We start from the raw sequence: 22,055 nt of genomic DNA, 5'->3' as shown, positions 1-22,055 counted from the left end.
AGGCCGTAAAGTTCGCCTGCAAAATGCCGCGCCCCGCTGTCATTTCAGCGGGATCGTGCTGATCGGCCGCCCCAGCTGCGCCACTCACGGCGCACTGGCCTTTTTACAAAAAGATCAAAAGCAAAAAGATCATGCAGGAGATTTGACGTGCACATTGGTGTTCCTCTCGAAACCCAGACCGGTGAAACGCGGGTGGCTGCCACCCCGGAAACCATCAAGAAGCTGATCGGCCAGGGCCATAAGGTCACTGTACAAAGCGGCGCAGGCATTAAAGCCAGCATCGTCGACAGTGCCTATGAAACGGCAGGCGCAACCATTGGCAGCGCCAACGATGCGTTTGGCGCCGAACTGATCCTCAAGGTGGTTGCCCCCAGCGACAGCGAACTGGTGCTGATCAAAAGCGGCACCGTATTGGTGGGCATGCTCAATCCGTTCAGCAACGAAACCATCGCCAAGCTCGCAGAACGCGGCATCACGGCCTTCGCTCTCGAAGCGGCGCCACGCACCTCGCGGGCCCAGAGCCTGGATGTGCTGTCTTCACAAGCCAACATTGCCGGCTACAAGGCGGTATTGCTGGCTGCCCACCACTACCCGCGCTTCATGCCGATGTTGATGACCGCCGCAGGCACCGTGAAAGCGGCCCGCGTGCTGATCCTTGGCGCTGGCGTCGCCGGTTTGCAGGCCATCGCCACGGCGAAACGCCTGGGTGCAGTAATCGAAGCCTCTGATGTACGCCCGGCCGTAAAGGAACAGATCGAATCCCTCGGCGCCAAGTTCGTCGATGTGCCTTACGAAACCGATGAGGAACGTGAATGCGCGGTCGGCGTCGGTGGTTACGCACGCCCGATGCCCACCAGTTGGATGCAGCGCCAGGCCCTGGCTGTGCACGAGCGCGCCAAGCAAGCCGATATCGTCATCACCACGGCATTGATCCCCGGTCGCAAAGCACCGATCTTGCTCAGCGCCGAAACCGTCGCACAGATGAAGCCGGGCTCGGTCGTCATTGACCTCGCGGCAGCCCAGGGCGGCAACTGCCCGCTGACGGTCGCAGATCAAGTGGTGGTGGAAAACGGCGTGATCATTTGCGGCCCGACCAACCTGGCCGGCGCCGTGGCCGCCGATGCGTCGGCCTTGTATGCACGCAACCTGCTGGACTTCCTGAAGCTGGTGTTCACCAAGGAAGGGCAGTTTGAAATCAACCTCGAAGACGACATCGTCGCCGCGTGCCTGATGTGCCGCGACGGCCAAGTCATCCGCAAAAACGCCTAAGCAGGGATTCAGACGATGGAAGAGCTTATCTCCCCCGGTATCTACAACCTGATCATCTTTGTGCTGGCGATTTATGTCGGTTACCACGTGGTCTGGAACGTGACACCCGCGCTGCACACGCCGTTGATGGCCGTGACCAACGCCATTTCGGCCATTGTGATCGTCGGCGCCATGCTCGCTGCCGCCCTCACGGTGACGCCGCTGGGCAAGACGATGGGCACCCTGGCCGTGGCCCTGGCAGCGGTCAACGTATTTGGTGGCTTTCTGGTCACGCGCCGCATGCTTGAGATGTTCAAGAAAAAAGCCCCGAAAGTAAAAGAAGAGGCGCCAAAGTCATGAGCATGAACCTCGTCACAACGCTCTACCTGATTGCGTCGATCTGTTTCATCCAAGCCCTCAAAGGCCTCTCGCACCCGACCACTTCGCGGCGCGGCAACCTGTTTGGCATGCTCGGCATGGCGCTGGCGGTAATCACCACCGTCGGCCTCATCTATAAGCTCGGCGCTGAGCTGGCGACTGCCGGTATCGGCTACGTGATCGTCGGCCTGCTGATCGGCGGCACCGCCGGCTCGATCATGGCCAAGCGCGTAGAAATGACCAAGATGCCGGAGCTGGTAGCTTTCATGCACAGCATGATCGGCCTGGCCGCAGTGTTTATCGCCATCGCAGCTGTCGTCGAGCCGCAATCGCTGGGCATCGTCAAACACCTGGGCGACGCGATTCCCGCAGGCAACCGCCTGGAGCTGTTCCTCGGCGCCGCCATCGGCGCAATCACCTTCTCCGGTTCGGTGATCGCCTTCGGCAAGCTGTCGGGCAAGTACAAGTTCCGCCTGTTCCAGGGCGCACCGGTACAGTTCGGCGGCCAGCACAAGCTCAACCTGGTGCTGGGCCTGCTCACGCTGGGGCTGGGCCTGGCGTTCATGTTCACCGGCAACCTGACGGCCTTCGCAGTGATGCTGGCCCTGGCCTTTGTCCTGGGCGTGCTGATCATCATCCCGATCGGCGGCGCCGACATGCCGGTCGTCGTGTCGATGCTCAACAGCTACTCCGGCTGGGCAGCGGCGGGCATCGGCTTCTCGCTGAACAATTCGATGCTGATCATCGCCGGCTCCCTGGTGGGTTCCAGCGGCGCAATCCTCTCGTACATCATGTGCAAGGCGATGAACCGTTCCTTCTTTAATGTACTGCTTGGCGGTTTCGGCAACACGCCAGACGCCGCCGCTGCGGCAGGCTCTAAAGAAGCACGACCGGTGAAATCCGGCTCGGCCGACGATGCCACGTTCCTGCTGACCAACGCCGACACCGTGATCATCGTGCCGGGCTACGGCCTGGCAGTGGCTCGGGCGCAACACGCGCTCAAGGAACTGACCGAGAAGCTGACTCACCGCGGCGTAACAGTGAAGTATGCGATCCACCCGGTAGCGGGCCGTATGCCTGGGCACATGAACGTACTGCTCGCCGAAGCCGAAGTGCCGTACGACCAGGTGTTCGAGATGGAAGACATCAACTCCGAGTTCGGCCAGGCCGACGTGGTACTGGTGCTGGGCGCCAACGACGTGGTCAACCCGGCCGCCAAGAACGATCCGAACTCACCGATCGCCGGCATGCCGATCCTTGAAGCGTTCAAGGCCAAGACCATCATCGTCAACAAGCGCTCGATGGCCAGCGGCTACGCGGGCCTGGATAACGAGTTGTTCTATCTGGACAAGACCATGATGGTCTTCGGTGATGCCAAGAAGGTCATCGAAGACATGGTCAAGGCCGTCGAATAACACTGCGCCAGCGCAACACCCGAAACCCTGGCCTCACGTAGGCTGGGGTTTTTTCGTTCCCATGCTCTGCGTGGGAATGCAGCCGGGGACATTGCACGTCCCGCTTTGCACACTCATATGAAACCCGACCAAAGGCTCTAAATCGCTACTCGGCATTCGACCATGGTAGCGGGCCGAAACTTTTTGAAATCACTACACTGCCCACCTTGCTTCCGTAGCCTGAGATGACCATTCATGTACCGTGATCGTATCCGCTTGCCTTCGTTGTTGAACAAGGTCATGAGCGCGGCAGACGCCGCAGCACTGATCGAGGACGGCATGACCGTCGGCATGAGCGGCTTCACCCGCGCCGGTGAAGCCAAGGCCGTTCCTCACGCCCTGGCCGAGCGCGCCAAGACTTCCCCGCTGAAAATCACCCTGATGACCGGCGCCAGCCTGGGCAACGACCTGGACAAGCAATTGACCGAAGCCGGCGTACTCTCACGACGCATGCCCTTTCAAGTGGACAGCACGCTGCGCAAGGCGATCAACGCGGGCGAGGTGATGTTTATCGACCAGCACCTGTCGGAAACCGTCGAGCAACTGCGCAATAACCAGCTCAAGTTGCCGGACATCGCGGTAATCGAAGCCGTTGCAATCACCGAGCTTGGGCATATCGTACCCACCACGTCGGTAGGCAACTCGGCCAGCTTCGCGATTTTTGCCAAGCAAGTGATCGTCGAGATCAACCTGGCGCATAACCCTAACCTGGAAGGGCTGCACGATATTTACATCCCCTCTTATCGGCCAACCCGCACGCCGATTCCGCTGGTTAAAGTCGACGATCGCATTGGCAGCCCGGCGATTCCTATCCCGCCCGAGAAGATCGTCGCCATCGTGATCACCAACCAGGCCGATTCGGCGTCCACCGTAACGCCACCCGACAGTGATACCCAAGGCATCGCCAATCACCTGATCAACTTTCTGAAACAGGAAGTAGACGCCGGCCGCATGACCAACAAGCTCGGCCCGCTGCAGGCCGGTATCGGCAATATCGCTAACGCGGTGATGTGTGGCCTGATTGACTCGCCGTTCGAAGACTTGACCATGTATTCGGAAGTGCTGCAGGACTCGACGTTCGACTTGATCGACGCCGGCAAGCTGAGCTTCGCCTCCGGCAGCTCGATTACCCTGTCGGAGCGGCGCAATGCCGACGTGTTCGGCAATCTTGAGCACTACAAGGACAAATTGGTGCTGCGCCCGCAGGAAATTTCCAACCATCCTGAAGTGGTGCGTCGCCTGGGCATTATTGGTATCAACACCGCGCTGGAGTTCGATATCTACGGCAACGTCAATTCCACCCACGTTTGCGGCACGCGAATGATGAACGGCATTGGCGGCTCCGGCGACTTTGCGCGCAATGCGCACTTGGCGATCTTCGTGACCAAGTCGATTGCCAAAGGCGGCGCGATTTCCAGCGTGGTACCGATGGTGAGCCACGTGGACCACACCGAACATGACGTAGACATCCTGGTGACCGAAGTGGGCCTGGCCGACTTGCGTGGCCTGGCGCCACGGGAGCGGGCCCGAGTGATCATCGACAACTGTGTGCACCCGGCGTATCGCGATGCGCTGAACAGTTACTTCGAGGCTGCCTGCGCGCTTGGCGGGCATACCCCGCACATCCTGCGTGATGCACTGAGCTGGCACATTAACCTGGAAGAAACCGGACACATGCTCAAGGCTTGAGGGGTACACAACCGGGTTGATGCCTGAACAGTTTCATCGATCCGGTCGTTTAAGCGATGGTTACGTCAAAAACTGTACTGCTGTACCGGTCATTTCCTACCGAAATATCCTACGACCTTCCTCTAAAATGCTTATTTCGCACTGTTTCAGTGCGAACAGGTACAGTTGCCCTCATTTCGTACCGTACAGCCTCTATAAACAGTTAACTGGCCCCTCACAATACAGGTGAACTGTATCTAGAGAGTCTTGCGCGGGAGGAGGATGATTGGCATCAGTTAAACCACTACCTAATCCCGCCACAAGCGGAAGGATGTCATCATGGAACGTACACTCAGTTCCGAACTGTTCTTCGAAGAAAAAGCTGTTAACACCCAGGCTTCCCTGCCTCTGCGCGTTCTCGCCAACCTGATGTTGTGGCAGCGCCGCATCTCCAGCCGCCACCAACTGGCTCGCCTGGATTCGCGTCTGCTGGCCGATGCTGGTATCAGCGAAGCTCAACGCTACGAAGAGCTGAGCAAGCCGTTCTGGCGCTGATTGGCGCTCGCTGGCCCTGACCTGTCGGGTCCACTGCCAGCACTCTGATTTGTCAAAGCAAAGCCCGCCCCGGGAAACCGGAGGCGGGCTTTGCTGTTTCTGATGCGATGCAATTGATACAGCGACGATCTGCCGAACCAATACAGTTTTTATATTTTAAAATATAACCATAACAGTTAAACGACGACTTCCGAATGGACATGCGGTGGCCTAATATCCAATCACTACGTGGCGAACCTTGTAGAGCGGGCGTCAGATGCCCAATTGCCAACGTCCGTTTCATTGTGGCCGTTCTGTGCCACTTTATTTGCCATCTACAGGAGTTACTCCATGTCCCGTCTTCGCCTGCTGTGCACCGCCGCCCTGTTGGCCGTTGCTGCCAATGCCAACGCGAGCAGCTTTATCGTCACCACCGATTCGATCGTTGGCGCACTGAAAGCCACCTCCGACGCCACCTCTGATGCCACATCCTCACTGCGCGACAACAAAGTGGTGCGAGCCGCCCGTGACGACGCGGCCAGTTTTGTCGCCAGCGAAGGCGCCATCCGAGGTGTGAAACTGGAAAGCGCCCTGGCCCAGATCCGCCAGCAGGCACCGCAGTTGAGCACCGCCACCGACGCTCAATTGGCCCAGGCCATCCTGGCGATCTAAAGCCAGGGGAAGGGCCAGTCGCACTGGCCCTCATCCGGTCATTGCGCTAGCCTTGGCGCTCGTTTTCAGTTGTCGAGTCCCATGGCTTTTTCATACCGCCTATTGATTGTTCCTGTGATGTTCTGCGCCTGCTGGGCACCGCCGGCTTCGGCCTTTGACGTGTCCATCCAGAGCACCGTTGTCAGCGCGTACGCCACCAGCAAGGTGACCTCTGCGCCGTTCGACAACAAGTTGGTACGGGTTGCCAAGGATGATGCTGCTGCTTTCATTGCCACTGACGGCCAATGGCGGGGCGCACGCTTGGAGTCCGCGCTGGATTACCTGCGCCGTACCCAGCCAAAACTTCATGCGAGCGACCTTGAACTGGCGCAGGCAATTCTCGTCCAATAATCATCTTTGTATGTCCATCTTTGTATTGGAGTCACCCCATGCGTAGCCCGTTGATCATCGCCGCCCTCGGCCTGCTGTTTTTGGCCGATGTCGCCCAGGCGCAAACCCTGAAGGCCACCAGTAACATCATCGTCCGTGCTTCGGCGCGCACTATTGATTTCACCTCGGACACCACCACCTCCATCCGCGACTCGAAGATCGTGCGTGAAGCCCACGATGATGCCGCCAGTTTCGTCGCCACCAACGGCGAGATCCGTGGTGCGCAGCTCGAAGCGGCCTTCGACACTTTGCGCACCCGCGTGCCAGAAGCCCGTGATGCCAGTGACCAGACGCTCGCCGAAGCTATTCTCGCTCTGTGAGGCGAATCAATGCCTGGCTCCTGGCCGGGGCCGTGCTGCTGTGTGCCGGTACAGCCCAGGCCAGCCTGCAGCTGCGGCTCAAGACCGATGGCTTGAGCCCGGCGGAACAGCAGGCCAGCCAGGCGCTGCTCGATGAAGCGATGGGCGCCTTGCCGCCGCGTTTCATCGAGCAGTTGGACCGCCGTATCGACGTCGGCTGGACCGATAAGATGCCTGAAAACGCTTATGGCCAGGCCTCCCTGGTGTCCGAACTGGACCTCAACCAGAACCTGCTTGCCAGCCTGACTGACGGCAGCGCCGCCACGCAGAAAACCAACCGCCCCCACGGCACCGTGCGCAAGGAAATGCTCGCCACCGTGCTGCATGAACTGACCCACATCTATGACCGTGCGCGCCTGTGGTCCAAAGACGAGCGCGCCCTGATCCAGCGCTGCAGCCGCCAGAACAGCATCACCGGTTTGATTGGCCTGCCCGATCAATGCCGTGGCCAGAATGACCGGCGCTTCACGCTCAGTGATGACCCACGCTTGCTGGACCTCGCCGGTTGGCCGCAATACGTCGGCCGTCGCGGCGAACGCGAACAGTACAATAATCAGGTGGTGCGCAGCCCGGATATCTACGAAACCACCAGCCCGCTGGAATTCGTCGCGGTCAACATGGAGTACTTCCTCCTCGACCCCAGCTACGCCTGCCGCCGTCCCGCGCTGGCGCGCTATTACAAGGAACACTTCGGCTGGGCACCGCCGGGGCAGGACACCTGTGGCAATACCTACGCGTTTTTGAACGCCGGCAATGACTTCGCCAAGACCCCGCTGGGCCAGATCGACCCGGAGCGCGTGTACGAAATCGACTACCTGCTCGCCGAAGCCAACCAGAATCTGGTAAGCCGCTGGGGCCACAGCATGCTACGCCTGGTGATCTGCGCGCCGGGCCGTCCGCGCGGGCCGGATTGCCGGCTGGACCTGGATCAGCATCTGGTGTTGTCCTACCGCGCCTTCGTCGGTGACGTACAGCTGTCGAGCTGGGATGGCCTGGTGGGCAAATACCCGTCGCGCCTGTTCGTGCTGCCGCTGGCCCAGGTCATCGACGAATACACCAAGACCGAACTGCGTGGCTTGGCATCGGTGCCGCTGAAACTCAACCGCCAGGAAATCAACGACACGGTCGAGCATGCCGCCGAGATGCACTGGAGCTACGACGGCAACTACTTCTTTATTTCCAACAACTGCGCGGTAGAAAGCCTGAAGCTGTTGCGCAGCGGCAGCGCCAACCCGCAATTGACCGGCCTGGACAACATCACCCCCAACGGTTTGCTGGAAGTCCTCAGCGCCCGTGGGTTGGCCGATACCAGCGTGCTGAACGACAAGCGCGAGGCGTTGCGCCTGGGTTACCACTTCGACTCGTTCCGCGAGCGCTACCAGGCGATGTTCGATGTACTGCGCAAGCGTCTGCCGATCAAGCAGACCCAAGTCGAGGAGTGGCTGTCGCTGAATGCGCAAGAGCGCCGCCAATGGTTCAGCCAGGCCGACTTGCGCACCAGCGCCGCGTTGCTGTTGCTGGAACAAGCCAGCTATCGCAAACAACTGATGCTCGCCCAGGACGAAGTCAAACAACGCTACCTCAATGCCCGGGAGCTGAAAAACGGCGGCATGGAGAAAGCCAATAACACGCTGCAGCAAATTCTCGCCAACAGCGGCTTCCTCAGCCGTCCGGCCGAACTGCTCGACAGTGGCGGCTACGGCCTGCCGCAACCTTCAGAAGCCAAGCGGCTGGAATCGGAAAGTGCCGAGCGCCAGAAGCAATTGCAATCGCTGACCGGCGAACTGGATAAAGAGGTAAGGGCGCTGCTCGAGCCTGCCCGTGCTGCCGAGATTGCCGCTTGCGAAGCCAATCTCAAGCAGATGGGCGAACATCTGCGGGCGTTGCACAAGGCGGCCGGTGGCCTCGAACTGCCCTGAAGATTCAGCGGTACGCAAAACCCAATTGTGGGAGGGGGCTTGCTCCCGATGGCATTGGGGTCAGCTGATACATGTGCTGGCTGATCCACCGCAATCGGGAGCAAGCCCCCTCCCACACTTTTTATCTGAATAAGCCTCACGACCGTATATCTCCTGTTTTCTCAGCGAAAGCTGGCTGAAAGCTTACCCGTCTAGGATCACCCCCACTGTCGGCAACAGACCGACTGTTAACAACAACAATGGTGATTCCCGATGTCCGCCCGTACCCGCCTGTTTGCCCCAACTCCCCCCGTACGCCACGTGTCTTTCGTTCTGCGCTGACCCCATCCGGTTCGCCATTCCCTAGCCGCGCTACGCCTGGAGTATTCCTATGCTGACTTTCCTTGGCTTCGCCATGGTCATCACGTTCATGTTCCTGATCATGACCAAGCGCCTGTCTGCGCTGATCGCCTTGATCATCGTGCCTATCCTGTTCGCGCTGTTCGGCGGCTTCGCGCCGAAGATCGGCCCGATGATGCTCGAAGGCATCACCAAGCTCGCGCCGACCGGCGTGATGCTGATGTTCGCCATCCTCTACTTTGCCCTGATGATCGACTCCGGCCTGTTCGACCCGGCCGTGCGCAAGATCCTCAAGATGGTCAAGGGCGACCCGTTGAAAGTCTCGGTCGGCACCGCCGTGCTGGCCCTGGTGGTGTCCCTCGACGGTGACGGCGCCACCACTTACATGATCTGCGTCGCCGCCATGTTGCCGCTGTACCAGCGCATCGGCATGAGCCCGCGGATCATGGCCGGCCTGATCATTCTTGCCGGTGGCGTAATGAACATGACCCCCTGGGGTGGGCCGACGGCCCGCGCCGCCAGTGCGCTGCATGTGGACCCTTCGGACATCTTCGTGCCGATGATCCCGGCCATGGCCGCCGGCGTGGTGGCGATCCTGGTGATTGCCTACATGTACGGCAAGCGCGAGCGCGCCCGCCTGGGTGAACTGCACCTGCAGGGCGACGAGATCGACCACAGCGACATCAGCGTGTCGCAATTCCCCGATGCCCGCCGTCCGAAGCTGATCTGGTTCAACGGCGCGCTGACCCTTGCCCTGATGTGCACGCTGATCGCCGGCCTGTTGCCGCTGCCGGTGCTGTTCATGGTGGCGTTCAGTATCGCGATGATCGTCAACTACCCGTGCCTGCAACAACAGAAAGACCGCGTCGCGGCCCACGCCGGCAGCGTATTGGCGGTGGTCGGGTTGATCTTCGCCGCCGGCATCTTCACCGGCATCCTGTCGGGCACTGGCATGGTCGACGCCATGTCCAAGAGCCTGCTGGCGGTCATCCCTGAAGCCATGGGCCCGTACCTGGCGGTGATCACGGCGCTGGCGAGCATGCCGTTTACCTTCTTCATGTCCAACGATGCGTTCTACTATGGCGTGCTGCCGGTACTGGCCGAAGCCGCCAGCCACTACGGCATAACCGCCGTGGAAATGGCCCGCGCCTCGATCGTCGGGCAACCGGTGCATCTGCTGAGCCCACTGGTACCCTCGACCTACCTGCTGGTCGCCCTGGCGGGTATCGAGTTTGGCGATCACCAGCGCTTCACCCTCAAGTGGGCAGTACTGGTATGCCTGTGCATAATGTTCGCCGCGTTGCTGATGGGGATTTTTCCGCTGTTCAGCAATCTATAATCGTACCGACTCACCTACCGCGCGGCGCTACAGCTTGCGCGGTCTAACACTTGCTCAAAGGAATACACATGGAATGGCTGACCAATCCGGAAATCTGGATTGCCTTCTTCACCCTGACGGCCCTCGAGATCGTCCTGGGCATCGATAACATCATCATGATTTCGATCCTGGTCAGCCGCATGCCCAAGCACATGCAGGCACGCACCCGGATCTTCGGCCTCGCCCTGGCGATGGTCACGCGCATCCTGTTGCTGCTGTCGATCACCTGGGTCATGCAACTGACCGCCGACCTGTTCGAAGTGTTCGGCGAGGGCATTTCCGGTCGCGACCTGATCCTGTTCTTCGGTGGCCTGTTCCTGTTGTGGAAAAGCTCCCAGGAGATGTACCACGCCCTGGAAGGTGAAGATGAAACCAACGACGAGCCTAAAGGCGCCGGCGGCAAATTCATCTACACCATCATCCAGATTGCGATCATCGACATTGTGTTCTCCCTGGATTCGGTCATCACCGCCGTCGGCATGGTTTCCCATGTGCCGGTAATGATTGCCGCTATCGTGGTTGCCGTACTGGTGATGATGCTGGCCGCTGGCACCATCAGCGAATTCATCGACAAGCACCCGTCGCTGAAGATACTGGCGCTGTCGTTCCTGCTGGTAGTGGGTACCGTGCTGATCGCTGAATCCTTCGACGTGCACGTGCCAAAAGGCTACGTCTACTTCGCCATGGCGTTCTCGCTGGCAGTGGAAGCAGTGAACATCAAGATGCGCACTGCCATCGCGAAAAAGAAGAAACAGCAGGACCCGGTGAAACTGCGCAAGGACGTTCCGGGTCAATAAACCTGTAGGAGCGAGCTTGCTCGCGAAGAACCCAAGGACAACGCGTTAAACCAGGCAGTACGCGTAATCGTTGACGTTCTTCGCGAGCAAGCTCGCTCCTACATATGACAGTTTTGTTTCAATCCCGAGTTTAGCTATGCGATGCTGGCGCAGAGCCCATTCGCCAACTACAGCTTAAGTACAAGACGTAGAACGGCACGCGGTAACTTTCCTTCGCTCCTGTTGGAGCGCACCCACACGGGGGGCCGAGCATGCTGACCCTGCTCAATCTGCTTTCCGCCGTGACCCTGCTTATCTGGGGCACGCACATCGTCCGTACCGGCATCCTGCGGGTCTACGGCTCCAACCTGCGCCAAGTCATCGGGCAGAACATGTCCAAGCGCTGGCTGGCGTTTGTCGCCGGTATCCTGGTGACGGCCATGGTGCAGAGCAGCAATGCCACGGCGATGCTGGTGACGTCCTTTGTCGGCCAAGGCTTGATGAGCCTGACGCCCGCCTTGGCCACCATGCTCGGCGCCGACGTCGGTACCGCGTTGATGGCGCGGGTACTCACCCTGGATCTGTCCTGGTTGTCGCCGCTGCTGATCTTTCTCGGGGTGATTTTTTTCCTGTCGCGCAAACAGACGCGGGCCGGGCAACTCGGCCGGGTCGGGATCGGCCTCGGGCTGATCATTCTCGCCTTGCAACTGATCGTCGAAGCCGCCGGGCCGATTACCCATGCCCAAGGTGTCAAAGTCATCTTCGCTTCGCTGACCGGTGACATCCTGCTCGATGCCTTGGTCGGTGCGCTGTTCGCGATGATTTCCTACTCCAGCCTCGCCGCCGTGCTGCTGACGGCTACCCTGGCCGGTGCCGGCGTGATCGGTTTGCACGTGGCCATCGGCCTGGTGATCGGCGCCAACATCGGCAGCGGCATCCTGGCCTTTCTCAGCACCAGCATGCAGAACACCGCCGGGCGGCAAGTGGCCCTGGGCAGCCTGTTGTACAAGTTGATCGGCCTGTTGTTGATCATTCCGGTACTCGACCCACTCGTACGCTGGATGGACGGCCTGGACTACAGCACTCAGGCCATGGTCATCACGTTCCACCTGCTCTATAACGTCAGCCGCTGCCTGATTCTGTTGCCCACCATCGGCCCGATGGCACGGCTGTGCGAATGGCTGCTGCCGGAGCGTCCCGAGACCGATGGCAAAGCCAAGCCGCGCCATCTGGACCTGGCCTCACTGAATACGCCGAGCCTGGCGCTGGCCAACGCCGCCCGCGAAACCCTGCGGCTCGGCGACCTGATCGACAACATGCTCACCTCGATGCAGGAAGTGCTGCGCGGCAACCAAACCGCCATCACCCAGGAAATGCGCCGTCTCAGCGATGACGTCGAGGCGCTTTACAGCGCGATCAAACTTTACCTGGCGCAAATGCCCCGTGAAGACCTGAGTGAACAGGACAACCGACGCTGGGCAGAAATCATTGAGCTGTCCATCAACCTGAAGCTGGCGGGCGACTTGATCGAGCGCATGCTGCGCAAAGTCCAGCAGCAGAAGACTTCGCAACGTCGGCAATTTTCCGAGGTCGGCCTGGAAGAACTCAGCGGCCTGCACAGCCAGTTGATCGCCAACCTGCGCCTGGGCCTGTCGGTCTTCCTCAGCGGCGATCCGGAAAGCGCCCGTCAATTACTGCGTGAGAAACGCCGCTTTCGCGCCCAGGAACGTCGCCTGGCCCACGCCCACGTCAGCCGCCTGCAACGTAAAATCGTGCAGAGCCTGGAAACCAGTTCCCTGCACCTGGAGCTGATTGCCGACATGAAACGCTTGAACTCGTTGTTCTGTAGCAGCGCCTATGTCGTGTTGGAAACGTCCGACACCGGCGCACTCTCTGCTGAAGATATTGCCGACATCACCCATTCGCCCTGAACATACGCCAGCGAGCGAAGTCAGTTAACAATGGACCTCGTTCGCCAGGAAGCTTGTTATGCGTCGCCTGTTACTCGCCTGCCTGCTGCTGGGCTCGGCACACACCTTTGCCTTTGACCGCCTGCAAGTCGAGGGCTACACCTTGCCCAACGGCCTGCAACTGCTGCTCAAACCGGGCACCGAACGCGGGCATGTGGCCATCCGCCTGGTGGTTGGCGTAGGCCTGGACGATTTCAGTTGCGACCAGAAAGAACTGCCGCATCTGTTCGAACACCTGTTGTTCAGCGGCATCGATGGCGGTGGCGAAGGTGACCTCGAAGACCGCATGCAAGCCCTGGGCGGCGAATGGAACGCCTACACCAGCAACGCCGACACCACGTTCGTCATCGAGGCGCCCGCGCAGAATCAGCGCAAGGTGCTGGACCTGCTGCTGGCAATCATCACCCGCACTCAACTGACCGACGCCCATATCAACGCTGCCAAGCAGGTAGTCGAGCGCGAGGACGGCGGCCATTATTCACACTTGCAACGCCTTCTCGACCGCCAGGACCTCGGCCACAACGCCAGCAACCAGTTAGCCGTCGAGCTGGGCCTCAAGTGCGCCGAACGCGCCGAGGTCAGCCACCTCACGCGCGATCAGTTGGAGGCGCTGCGCAAAAATTGGTACGCGCCGAACAATATGACCCTGATCGTCGTCGGCGATCTGGACAAACTGCTGCCGGCCTACCTGGAACGCACCTATGGCCAACTCGACCCGGTAGAGCCGAGCGAACACCGGCCGCTGCCGCAAATCCAGCATGCCGCTGCCAGCCAGCGTGACCTGATCCACGGCTGGGTCGGCGACAACGCCAAGCTGCACTGGCTGTTCCCGGAACCGGTGCTGGACGACCAGCATGATGAAACCTACGACCTGCTCAAGGACTACCTCGACTGGGCGTTGTACCGCCAGCTGCGGCTCAGGCACGGCTTGTCCTACGGCCCGTGGACCGAACGCGAAGTGCTCGGCGGCGTCGGTTTCCTCAGCCTGAACGCCGACCTCGAACGGGACAACCTCGAGCAAGCCGAACAGGTATTGCAAGACCTCAAGGCGCAGCTGCTCAAGGACGGTCTCGACCCGGCGGTGTTCGCTCGCCTGCAGCAAGCCGCCATCGCCCGCCAGGCCTGGGCAGTGCAGGGCAACAGCGCGTTGGCCGACTATTATTGGAGCGCGGCCGGCGAATATGCCGATGGCCGCTTCGGCGACCCGGCCAAACGCATCAAGGCCGTGACCCTGGCGCAGACCAATCAGGCCATGCGCCAGGTGTTGGAGCAGCCGGGCTACTGGCGCGTCGAAAAGCCGCTGTTGAGCTATAACGCCCTGAGCTGGATCAGCGCGGGTGTGCTGGGAGTGATCATCCTGGCTGGGGCGGCGCTACGGTTTTATCGCAAACGGATCACGTAATGAGGCACCGAACAACGGACTAAGACGTTATTCTGTCTCGGATTTTTCCCACACACATTGTGAATCGTCCATGCCGAACTTACCGCCCCTTATCCAGCGCGTTATAGAACTGATCAAACGCTACCCTGGGGTGATCGCACTCGGCGGTTTCATATCGGGTGTGGGCAGCTTCATCCTGGTGGACCGCCAGCAAGGCATGGCCAGCTGGATCGCCGTGATCATGCTGGTGAGCTGGTTGTGGCTGATGCTGGAAAACAGCTTCACGCAACTGTTCACCAAGCTGTTCAACCGAGAAATACCCGAACCGCTGCTGCGCTATGCCACCCAGATGATCCACCAGGAAAGTCTGTTTTTCGTGCTGCCGTTCTTTTTCGTCACCACGGCCTGGAACAGCGGCCAGTCGGTGTTCACCGGCCTGCTCGGCGCGGCGGCACTGGTGTCGATCATCGACCCGCTGTACTACAAGTGGCTGGCGCCCAAGCGTTCGCTGTTCCTCGCCTTGCATACGCTGACGTTATTCGCCGCACTGCTGACCGCACTGCCGATCATCCTGCACCTGACCACCGCCGAGAGTTACAAGCTGGCCTTGGGCGTCGCCATGGCCCTGTCGATTCCGAGCCTGGCCGTCAGCCTGCCGCTGCGCAGCATCAAGGGCTGGGCGATGCTGCTGGGGGTCACGGCCGCGATCGGCTGCGCCGGCTGGCTGCTGCGAAGCTGGGTGCCACCTGCCACCCTGTGGATGACCGAAGTGGCCATCAGCACCCAGCTCCAGGACCGCACACCGGGCGACGACCTCAAGCAGGTCAGCGCCGCCCAACTGCGCAGCGGCGGGCTGTACGCCTACACCGCCATCAACGCCCCGCGCGGCCTGGATGAGCGGATCTACCATGTGTGGAAATTCAACGGCAAGGAAGTCGACCGCATTGCCCTGGATATCCATGGCGGCCGCAAGGAGGGCTACCGCGCCTGGACCCACAAGCAGAACTTCCCGCCGGATTCGGTAGGCCGCTGGCAGGTGCGGGTGCTGACCGAAGACGGCCAAGTCATTGGCGTGCTGCGCTTCAACGTCACCGACTCAGCACAAACGGACAACCCAGAGTAGGCCCGATCATGCTATTACGTAGGAATTGTGGATAGCCAAACAAGCTCGGAGCTTATGACCACTCGCACGACAGCCGGCGCGGCCCAACTCGATACGTCCAGCACACCGCCGCTGCTGCGGATTACCGGCGACTGGACGCTTGCCCACTACGCAAACCTGAAGAAGCTATCGGCCACCCTCGACGGCCGATACGACGCTGGCGCGCGCATCGACCTTAACGGCCTCGGCGCCCTGGATACCGCCGGTGCTTCGCTGCTGGTGGAGCTGCTCGGGCCCGACCGCATCGAACACTCCGCCGAGCAGACTGATTGCAGCCTGTCCGCCGCCGACCGCGCACTGCTCAAGACCGTCTACCGCTCGCTGAATGATTTTTGCGTCCCGCTCAAAGAGCCGGAAGAGAGCACTGGCATCCAAGTGCTGGCGCGCATCGGCCGCGCCGTGGACACCGTGTGGCAAGACGGGATGAAGCTGTTGGGCTTCATCGGCCTGATCCTCGAAACCTTCGTGCGCGGCATCTTGCGGCCCAAGCGCTGGCGCCTGACGCCGATGGTGGCGCATATCGAACAGACCGGTCTCGACGCCGCGCCGATCGTCGCGCTGCTGACCTTCTTGGTCGGCGCTGTCGTGGCCTTCCTCGGCGCCACCGTGCTCAAGAGCTTTGGCGCGACGGTATTCACCGTGGACCTGGTGGCGTTCTCTTTCCTACGCGAATTCGGTGTATTGCTCACCGCCATCCTGATCGCCGGCCGCACGGCCAGTGCCTTTACCGCACAGATCGGCTCGATGAAGGCCAACGAAGAGATCGACGCGATCCGCACCTTGGGCCTGGACCCCGTGGAGCTGCTGGTGCTGCCACGGGTGTTGGCGCTGCTGGTGGCGCTGCCGATGCTGACGTTCCTGGCGATGCTTTCAGGGATCATCGGCGGCGGCGTGGTGTGTGCGGTGGCCCTGGATATTTCGCCAGCGATGTTTCTGTCGCTGCTGCAATCGGACATCGGCGTGCAGCATTTCCTGGTGGGCATGGTGAAAGCGCCGATTTTCGCCTTTCTGATCGCCGCAATTGGCTGCATGGAAGGGTTCAAGGTCAGCGGCAGTGCCGAGTCAGTCGGCGCGCATACCACCTCCAGCGTGGTGCAATCGATTTTCGTGGTGATCGTGCTGGACGCGGTCGCTGCCATGTTTTTCATGGAGATGGGCTGGTGAGTCGTCTACATCGAGCGCCCACCGAGGCGGTGATTGAGGTACGCGGCCTGTGCAACCGCTTTGGCAGCCAAAGCGTGCACGAAAACCTCGACCTGGATTTGTACAAGGGTGAAATCCTGGCGGTGGTCGGCGGCTCCGGCAGCGGCAAGTCGGTGTTGCTGCGCAGCATCGTCGGCCTGCGCCGGCCCAGCGAGGGGCAAGTGCGGGTGTTCGGCAAGAACCTGCCGAGCTTGCCCGAGCGTGAACGCTCATTGGTGGAACGGCGCTTCGGCGTGCTGTTCCAGAAGGGCGCGTTGTTTTCCTCGCTGACCGTCACTGAGAACGTTGCCTTGCCGTTGATCGAGCACGCCGGGCTCAGCCGTGCGGATGCCGAGCATTTGGCGGCGGTCAAGCTGGCCCTGGCCGGGCTGCCGTTGTCGGCGGCCGACAAATACCCGGCGTCGCTGTCCGGCGGCATGATCAAGCGCGCCGCCCTGGCGCGCGCGCTGGCCCTGGATCCGGACATCCTGTTTCTCGACGAACCCACCGCCGGCCTCGACCCGATTGGCGCGGCGCAATTCGACCAACTGATCCTGACCCTGCGCGATGCGCTGGGCTTGAGTGTGTTCCTGGTGACCCACGACCTCGACACGCTGTACACCATCACCGACCGCGTGGCGGTGCTGGCGCAGAAGAAAGTGCTGGTGGCCGATGCCATCGATGTTGTCTCGGAAACCGACGACGCCTGGATTCACGAATATTTCCACGGCCCCCGAGGCCGCGCGGCATTGGATGCCGCTCAATCGCTCAACGAGGTATGACATGGAAACCCGAGCCCATCATGTGATGATCGGATTGTTCAGCGTAATTGTGGTGGTCGGCGCGATGCTGTTCGGCCTGTGGCTGGCCAAATCCAGCGTCGACAGTGCCTTTCGCGATTACGAGGTGGTGTTCAACGAAGCGGTCAGCGGCCTGTCCCAAGGCAGTTCGGTGCAGTACAGCGGGATCAAGGTGGGCGATGTCACCAGCCTGCGCCTGGACCCCAAGGACCCACGCCGCGTGCTGGCGCGCATCCGCCTGGCCGGGCAAACGCCGATCAAGGAAGACACCCAGGCCAAGCTGGCCCTGACCGGCATTACCGGCACCTCGATCATCCAGCTCAGCGGCGGCACTCCGCAAAGCCCGGAACTCAAGGGCAAGGATGGCAACCTGCCGGAAATCATCGCGTCGCCATCGCCCATCGCACGCCTGCTCAATAACAGTAACGACCTGATGACCAGCATCAACCTGCTGCTGCATAACGCCAACCAGCTGTTCTCCCGGGAAAACGTCGAACGCTTGAGCGCAACCCTGGACAATCTGCAACAAACCACCGGCGCCATCGCCGACCAGCGCGGCGACATCAAAGTGGTGATGCAGCAATTGCTGCAAGTGAGCAAACAGGCCGGCGGTGCGTTGGAGCAGACCACCGTATTGATGCGCAACGCCAACGGCTTGCTCAATGACCAAGGCAAGCGAGCCTTTGGCAGCGCGGAGCAGGCGATGAAGTCTCTTGAGCAAAGCACTGCCACCCTCAACACGTTGCTGGCCAACAACAAGGACTCGGTGAACAGCGGCCTGCAGGGCCTCAATGAGCTGGCACCGGCCGTGCGCGAACTGCGCGAAACCCTTGGTTCGCTGCGCGCCATCTCGCGCCGCCTCGAAGCCAACCCCAGCGGTTACCTGCTGGGCAGTGACAAGAACAAGGAGTTCACGCCATGAAGCCTGCTTACCGAATGATCACCCTGGCAGCCTTCGCGCTGATGAGCGCGTGCTCGATCCTGCCCAAGCCGGACCCGTCCGACGTGTACCGCCTGGCTTCGGCCCAGCCCGTCAGCCAAGGCGCGCCAGTAAGCTGGTCATTGCGCGTGACCAAGCCACAAACCAGCGAATTTCTCGACAGCCCGCGCATTGCGGTGGTGCCCAATGGCGATTTGATCAGCAGCTATGCCAACTCACGCTGGAGCGATCCGGCGCCGGTGCTGTTGCGTAATCGCCTGCTGGATGGCTTCCAGCGTGACGGCCGGGTGACGCTGTTGAGTACCGACGAGACCAACCTGCAGGCGGACTATGAGCTGGGCGGGCAGTTACAGGCGTTTCAGAGCGAATATCACGGCAAGACCGTGGAGGTGGTGATTCGCCTGGATGCTCGACTGGTGCGCGGCAGTGATCAGCGGATCATTGCCAGTCGGCGGTTTGAGGTGAGGCAGAAGGTGGGGGATACCAAGGTCCCGGCGGTGGTGGCTGCTTTTGGGCAAGCCGGGGATCAACTGAATAAGCAGGTAGTGGATTGGGTTGTGCAGCAGGGCAACGGTGCTGTGAAACGCTGAAGGCCTCATCGGGGGCAAGCCCCCTCCCACATGTTGATCTGTGAATACTTTCAAATGTGGGAGGGGGCTTGCCCCCGATAGCGGTCTTGAGTGTCAACCAAAGAACCAGTAACACACCGCAATAGCCGCAACGACCCCGGCAAACTCCGCCAACAACGCACACCCCACCGCATGCCGTGCGCGCTGGATGCCCACCGAACCAAAGTACACCGCCAACACATAAAACGTGGTCTCGGTACTGCCCTGGATCGTCGCGGCCACCAATGCCGGGAAGCTGTCTACACCCTGGGTCTGCATGGTCTCGATCAGCATCGCCCGCGCCGCGCTGCCGGAGAACGGCTTGACCATCGCGGTCGGCAGCGCGTCGACAAAGCGGGTGTCCATGCCGGTCCAGGCCACCAGGTGGCGAATCCCTTCCAGGCCGAAGTCCAGCGCGCCGGACGCACGTAACACACCCACCGCACAGAGCATCGCCACCAGATAGGGCAACAGGTTCTTGGCGACGTCGAAGCCTTCCTTGGCGCCTTCGACGAAGGCCTCATACACCTTGACCTTGCGTAACGCGCCGATCACCAGGAACAGCATGATCAAGCCAAACAGCGTGAGGTTGCCAAGGATCGACGACAAGCCGGCCAGTGCGGTAGCGGACAAGGTCGCCAGCAGCGCCATGAAGCCACCCAAGACCAACGCGCCGGGAATCAGATAGGCCAGCACGACCGGGTCCCACAAGCGCAGGCGCTGCATCACCGCCACCGACAGCAGGCCGACCAGGGTCGACGCGCTGGTGGCCAGCAGGATCGGCAGGAACACCAGCGTCGGGTCGGCAGCGCCTTGCTGGGCGCGGTACATAAAGATGGTCACCGGCAACAGCGTCAGCGAGGACGCATTGAGCACCAGAAACAGGATCTGTGCGTTGCTTGCCGTGTTGGGGATAGGGTTGAGTTCCTGCAGCGCCTTCATGGCTTTCAGGCCGATAGGCGTGGCGGCGTTGTCCAGGCCCAGGCCGTTGGCGGCGAAGTTGAGGGTGATCAGGCCGATGGCCGGGTGGCCGGCGGGCACTTCCGGCATCAGGCGGCGAAACAGCGGGCCCAGGGCCTTGGCCAGCCAGTCGACGATTCCGGCTTTTTCGGCGATACGCAGAAAGCCCAGCCACAGCGTCAGGGTGCCGAACAGCAGCACCATGACCTCCACCGACAATTTGGCCATGGCGAAAATGCTTTCCACCATCGCCGCGAAAATCCCGGCGTTGCCGCCCACCAGCCATTGCGCCAGTGCTGACACCATTGCCACGACAAAGAAGCCAAGCCACAGGCCATTGAGCATCAGTTAAATCCCCCGAAAGTTGGGGCGAATGATAGCGGGGCTGGCAGAAACGACAAACCCCGGAATTATCCGGGGTTTGTGTCAGCGCATTCGCGCGATCAGCCGCGCGTGATCTCGCCGGCCGGCAGGGCCTCTTTGCTGCGCCAGTGCGGCAGCGAATTCCAGTAGCGCTCGCCCTTGGCATCGTCGTACATGCCTTCCCAGCGAGAGATAACCAGCACGGCCAAAGCGTTGCCGATCACGTTCAGCGCGGTACGCGCCATGTCCATCACACGGTCGACGCCCGCGATAAACGCCAGGCCTTCCAATGGGATGCCCACACTGCCCAGGGTCGCCAGCAACACAACGAAGGACACACCCGGCACACCGGCAATACCTTTGGAGGTGACCATCAGGGTCAGGACCAGCATCAGTTGCTGGCCGATCGACAGGTCGATGCCGTACAGCTGCGCGATGAAGATCGCGGCAATGCTCTGATACAAGGTCGAACCGTCGAGGTTGAACGAGTAACCCGTCGGCACCACGAAGCTGCAGATCGCCTTCGGCGCGCCGTAGGCTTCCATCTTCTCGATCACGCGCGGCAGCACGGTTTCAGAGCTGGCGGTGGAGTAGGCCAGCACCAGCTCATCCTTGAAGATGCGCATCAGCTTGAGGATCGAAAAACCAAACAGGCGGGCGATCATGCCCAGCACCGCAAACGCGAAGAACAGAATCGCGACGTACACCAGAATGACCAGCTTGGCCAACGGCAGCAGCGAGGCGAAGCCGAAGTTGGCGACCGTTACCGCGATCAGGGCAAATACACCGATAGGGGCGTACTTCATGATCATGTGAGTGACTTTGAACATGCTCTCGGACACACCCTGGAACATGGTCACCAAGGGCTCGCGCAGTTCCGGCTTGAGGCTCGACAAGCCCAGGCCGAACAGCACGGAGAAGAAAATGATCGGCAGCATCTCGCCGCGCGCAACGGCAGCGAAGATGTTCGACGGGATCAGGTTGAGAATGGTCTCGATGAACGCATGCTCATGCTGCACCTCGGCGGCGGTCGCCTGGTACTTGGAGATGTCGACGGTACCCAGGGTACTCATGTCGATGCCCGCGCCCGGATGGAACAGGTTGGCGAGCAACAGGCCGACCACAATGGCGATGGTGGTGACGACTTCAAAGTAGAGGATGGTTTTGACGCCGATGCGACCGAGCTTTTTCGCGTCACCAACGCCAGCAATGCCCACGATCAGCGAGGAAATCACGATTGGGATGACAATCATCTTGATCAGGCGGATAAAGATATCGCCCGCCGGCTGCAGCACGTTGCTGATCCACCAGGCCTTTTCAGCACTGAAATGGTTGAGCACTGCGCCGATCGCGATCCCCAGTACCAAACCGATGAGGATCTGCCAGGCGAGGCTTAGCTTTGCCTTCTTCATGTCATTACCCTTACTTCAAGTGAACTTAAGGCAAATGCGCCAGCTGGACCGCTCGAAAGCGAAAAAGTGTGTGCATCTGCCTCCATGGAAGGTCACCGCAGCGTGGCCGAAATGGCTTACTGG

Annotated in this window: 20 protein-coding genes; 18 read left to right on the top strand and 2 right to left on the bottom strand. The window is 60.8% G+C overall.

The features are described 5' to 3' along the window. Positions 1 to 147 precede the first annotated feature (147 nt). From C4J89_RS00550 to C4J89_RS00465, 18 genes are all read left to right on the top strand, one after another. The gene (locus tag C4J89_RS00550) at positions 148 to 1,269 is read left to right on the top strand and encodes a Re/Si-specific NAD(P)(+) transhydrogenase subunit alpha (protein ID WP_124413459.1); all 1,122 of its coding nucleotides are present in this window, start codon (positions 148 to 150) and stop codon (positions 1,267 to 1,269) included. 15 nt (positions 1,270 to 1,284) lie between these two features. Further along, complete coding sequence (locus tag C4J89_RS00545) at positions 1,285 to 1,608, top strand: NAD(P) transhydrogenase subunit alpha (protein ID WP_124413458.1); 324 nt, start codon at positions 1,285 to 1,287, stop codon at positions 1,606 to 1,608. Then, positions 1,605 to 3,041, top strand: a complete 1,437-nt coding sequence (locus tag C4J89_RS00540; RefSeq protein WP_124413457.1) for an NAD(P)(+) transhydrogenase (Re/Si-specific) subunit beta — start codon at positions 1,605 to 1,607, stop codon at positions 3,039 to 3,041. The genes C4J89_RS00545 and C4J89_RS00540 overlap by 4 nt, the downstream gene beginning before the upstream one ends. Positions 3,042 to 3,275: 234 nt before the next feature. Beyond that, entirely contained in the window at positions 3,276 to 4,769 is a 1,494-nt protein-coding gene (locus C4J89_RS00535; protein ID WP_124360668.1) for an acetyl-CoA hydrolase/transferase family protein, read from the top strand. A gap of 318 nt (positions 4,770 to 5,087) precedes the next feature. Further along, positions 5,088 to 5,303: a DUF1127 domain-containing protein gene (locus C4J89_RS00530; protein WP_003187413.1), complete on the top strand. Its 216-nt coding sequence runs from the start codon at positions 5,088 to 5,090 to the stop codon at positions 5,301 to 5,303. Positions 5,304 to 5,633: 330 nt separating this feature from the next. Next, complete coding sequence (locus C4J89_RS00525; RefSeq protein WP_124360667.1) at positions 5,634 to 5,954, top strand: DUF2388 domain-containing protein; 321 nt, start codon at positions 5,634 to 5,636, stop codon at positions 5,952 to 5,954. Between the two features lie 81 nt (positions 5,955 to 6,035). After that, the gene (locus C4J89_RS00520) at positions 6,036 to 6,344 is read left to right on the top strand and encodes a DUF2388 domain-containing protein (protein WP_124360666.1); all 309 of its coding nucleotides are present in this window, start codon (positions 6,036 to 6,038) and stop codon (positions 6,342 to 6,344) included. Between the two features lie 38 nt (positions 6,345 to 6,382). Then, positions 6,383 to 6,703, top strand: coding sequence for a DUF2388 domain-containing protein (locus C4J89_RS00515; RefSeq protein ID WP_124365308.1), 321 nt, complete (start codon positions 6,383 to 6,385; stop codon positions 6,701 to 6,703). Then, positions 6,700 to 8,661 carry a DUF4105 domain-containing protein gene (locus C4J89_RS00510; RefSeq protein WP_124413456.1) on the top strand — a complete coding sequence of 654 codons (1,962 nt, stop codon included), beginning with the start codon at positions 6,700 to 6,702 and terminating at the stop codon, positions 8,659 to 8,661. Before C4J89_RS00515 ends, C4J89_RS00510 begins: the two co-directional genes overlap by 4 nt. A 370-nt stretch (positions 8,662 to 9,031) precedes the next feature. Continuing rightward, on the top strand, positions 9,032 to 10,339 hold the full coding sequence (locus C4J89_RS00505; RefSeq protein ID WP_124413455.1) for a CitMHS family transporter: 1,308 nt from the start codon (positions 9,032 to 9,034) through the stop codon (positions 10,337 to 10,339). A gap of 68 nt (positions 10,340 to 10,407) precedes the next feature. Beyond that, the gene (locus C4J89_RS00500; RefSeq protein WP_124413454.1) at positions 10,408 to 11,175 is read left to right on the top strand and encodes a TerC family protein; all 768 of its coding nucleotides are present in this window, start codon (positions 10,408 to 10,410) and stop codon (positions 11,173 to 11,175) included. 251 nt (positions 11,176 to 11,426) lie between these two features. Then, positions 11,427 to 13,085: a Na/Pi cotransporter family protein gene (locus C4J89_RS00495; RefSeq protein ID WP_124360662.1), complete on the top strand. Its 1,659-nt coding sequence runs from the start codon at positions 11,427 to 11,429 to the stop codon at positions 13,083 to 13,085. A gap of 58 nt (positions 13,086 to 13,143) precedes the next feature. Next, a complete protein-coding gene (locus C4J89_RS00490; RefSeq protein ID WP_124413453.1) occupies positions 13,144 to 14,526 on the top strand; it encodes a pitrilysin family protein in 1,383 nt (460 codons plus the stop codon). Between the two features lie 70 nt (positions 14,527 to 14,596). Next, on the top strand, positions 14,597 to 15,628 hold the full coding sequence (locus C4J89_RS00485) for a DUF5924 family protein (RefSeq protein ID WP_124365304.1): 1,032 nt from the start codon (positions 14,597 to 14,599) through the stop codon (positions 15,626 to 15,628). 54 nt (positions 15,629 to 15,682) lie between these two features. Further along, complete coding sequence (locus C4J89_RS00480; RefSeq protein ID WP_124413452.1) at positions 15,683 to 16,831, top strand: ABC transporter permease; 1,149 nt, start codon at positions 15,683 to 15,685, stop codon at positions 16,829 to 16,831. Then, the gene (locus tag C4J89_RS00475) at positions 16,828 to 17,631 is read left to right on the top strand and encodes an ABC transporter ATP-binding protein (protein ID WP_124413451.1); all 804 of its coding nucleotides are present in this window, start codon (positions 16,828 to 16,830) and stop codon (positions 17,629 to 17,631) included. The genes C4J89_RS00480 and C4J89_RS00475 overlap by 4 nt, the downstream gene beginning before the upstream one ends. Position 17,632: 1 nt before the next feature. Continuing rightward, positions 17,633 to 18,571: an MlaD family protein gene (locus tag C4J89_RS00470; RefSeq protein ID WP_124413450.1), complete on the top strand. Its 939-nt coding sequence runs from the start codon at positions 17,633 to 17,635 to the stop codon at positions 18,569 to 18,571. Next, positions 18,568 to 19,179: an ABC-type transport auxiliary lipoprotein family protein gene (locus C4J89_RS00465; RefSeq protein ID WP_124413449.1), complete on the top strand. Its 612-nt coding sequence runs from the start codon at positions 18,568 to 18,570 to the stop codon at positions 19,177 to 19,179. Before C4J89_RS00470 ends, C4J89_RS00465 begins: the two co-directional genes overlap by 4 nt. Positions 19,180 to 19,272: 93 nt before the next feature. On the opposite strand, the gene C4J89_RS00460 is transcribed toward C4J89_RS00465, so the two are convergent. Then, on the bottom strand, positions 19,273 to 20,502 hold the full coding sequence (locus C4J89_RS00460) for a nucleoside recognition domain-containing protein (protein WP_048721443.1): 1,230 nt from the start codon (positions 20,500 to 20,502) through the stop codon (positions 19,273 to 19,275). Between the two features lie 98 nt (positions 20,503 to 20,600). Next, a complete protein-coding gene (gltP, locus tag C4J89_RS00455; RefSeq protein WP_124360655.1) occupies positions 20,601 to 21,932 on the bottom strand; it encodes a glutamate/aspartate:proton symporter GltP in 1,332 nt (443 codons plus the stop codon). Positions 21,933 to 22,055 lie beyond the last annotated feature (123 nt).

Source organism: Pseudomonas sp. R4-35-07 (genome assembly GCF_003852235.1).
Taxonomy (GTDB): Bacteria; Pseudomonadota; Gammaproteobacteria; order Pseudomonadales; family Pseudomonadaceae; genus Aquipseudomonas.
Note: the sequence above shows the minus strand (reverse complement) of the source record. Positions and strands in the feature narration are given on the sequence as shown.

Bases quoted from the DNA above. Each gene is read 5' to 3' on its own strand.
- C4J89_RS00460 (WP_048721443.1), bottom strand. From the start codon at position 20,502: ATGCTCAATGGCCTGTGGCTTGGCTTCTTTGTCGTGGCAATGGTGTCA.
- gltP (WP_124360655.1), bottom strand. From the start codon at position 21,932: ATGAAGAAGGCAAAGCTAAGCCTCGCCTGGCAGATCCTCATCGGTTTG.
- C4J89_RS00485 (WP_124365304.1), top strand. From the start codon at position 14,597: ATGCCGAACTTACCGCCCCTTATCCAGCGCGTTATAGAACTGATCAAA.
- C4J89_RS00470 (WP_124413450.1), top strand. From the start codon at position 17,633: ATGGAAACCCGAGCCCATCATGTGATGATCGGATTGTTCAGCGTAATT.
- C4J89_RS00540 (WP_124413457.1), top strand. From the start codon at position 1,605: ATGAGCATGAACCTCGTCACAACGCTCTACCTGATTGCGTCGATCTGT.
- C4J89_RS00490 (WP_124413453.1), top strand. From the start codon at position 13,144: ATGCGTCGCCTGTTACTCGCCTGCCTGCTGCTGGGCTCGGCACACACC.
- C4J89_RS00480 (WP_124413452.1), top strand. From the start codon at position 15,683: ATGACCACTCGCACGACAGCCGGCGCGGCCCAACTCGATACGTCCAGC.
- C4J89_RS00520 (WP_124360666.1), top strand. From the start codon at position 6,036: ATGGCTTTTTCATACCGCCTATTGATTGTTCCTGTGATGTTCTGCGCC.
- C4J89_RS00535 (WP_124360668.1), top strand. From the start codon at position 3,276: ATGTACCGTGATCGTATCCGCTTGCCTTCGTTGTTGAACAAGGTCATG.
- C4J89_RS00525 (WP_124360667.1), top strand. From the start codon at position 5,634: ATGTCCCGTCTTCGCCTGCTGTGCACCGCCGCCCTGTTGGCCGTTGCT.
- C4J89_RS00515 (WP_124365308.1), top strand. From the start codon at position 6,383: ATGCGTAGCCCGTTGATCATCGCCGCCCTCGGCCTGCTGTTTTTGGCC.
- C4J89_RS00495 (WP_124360662.1), top strand. From the start codon at position 11,427: ATGCTGACCCTGCTCAATCTGCTTTCCGCCGTGACCCTGCTTATCTGG.
- C4J89_RS00465 (WP_124413449.1), top strand. From the start codon at position 18,568: ATGAAGCCTGCTTACCGAATGATCACCCTGGCAGCCTTCGCGCTGATG.
- C4J89_RS00545 (WP_124413458.1), top strand. From the start codon at position 1,285: ATGGAAGAGCTTATCTCCCCCGGTATCTACAACCTGATCATCTTTGTG.
- C4J89_RS00500 (WP_124413454.1), top strand. From the start codon at position 10,408: ATGGAATGGCTGACCAATCCGGAAATCTGGATTGCCTTCTTCACCCTG.
- C4J89_RS00530 (WP_003187413.1), top strand. From the start codon at position 5,088: ATGGAACGTACACTCAGTTCCGAACTGTTCTTCGAAGAAAAAGCTGTT.
- C4J89_RS00505 (WP_124413455.1), top strand. From the start codon at position 9,032: ATGCTGACTTTCCTTGGCTTCGCCATGGTCATCACGTTCATGTTCCTG.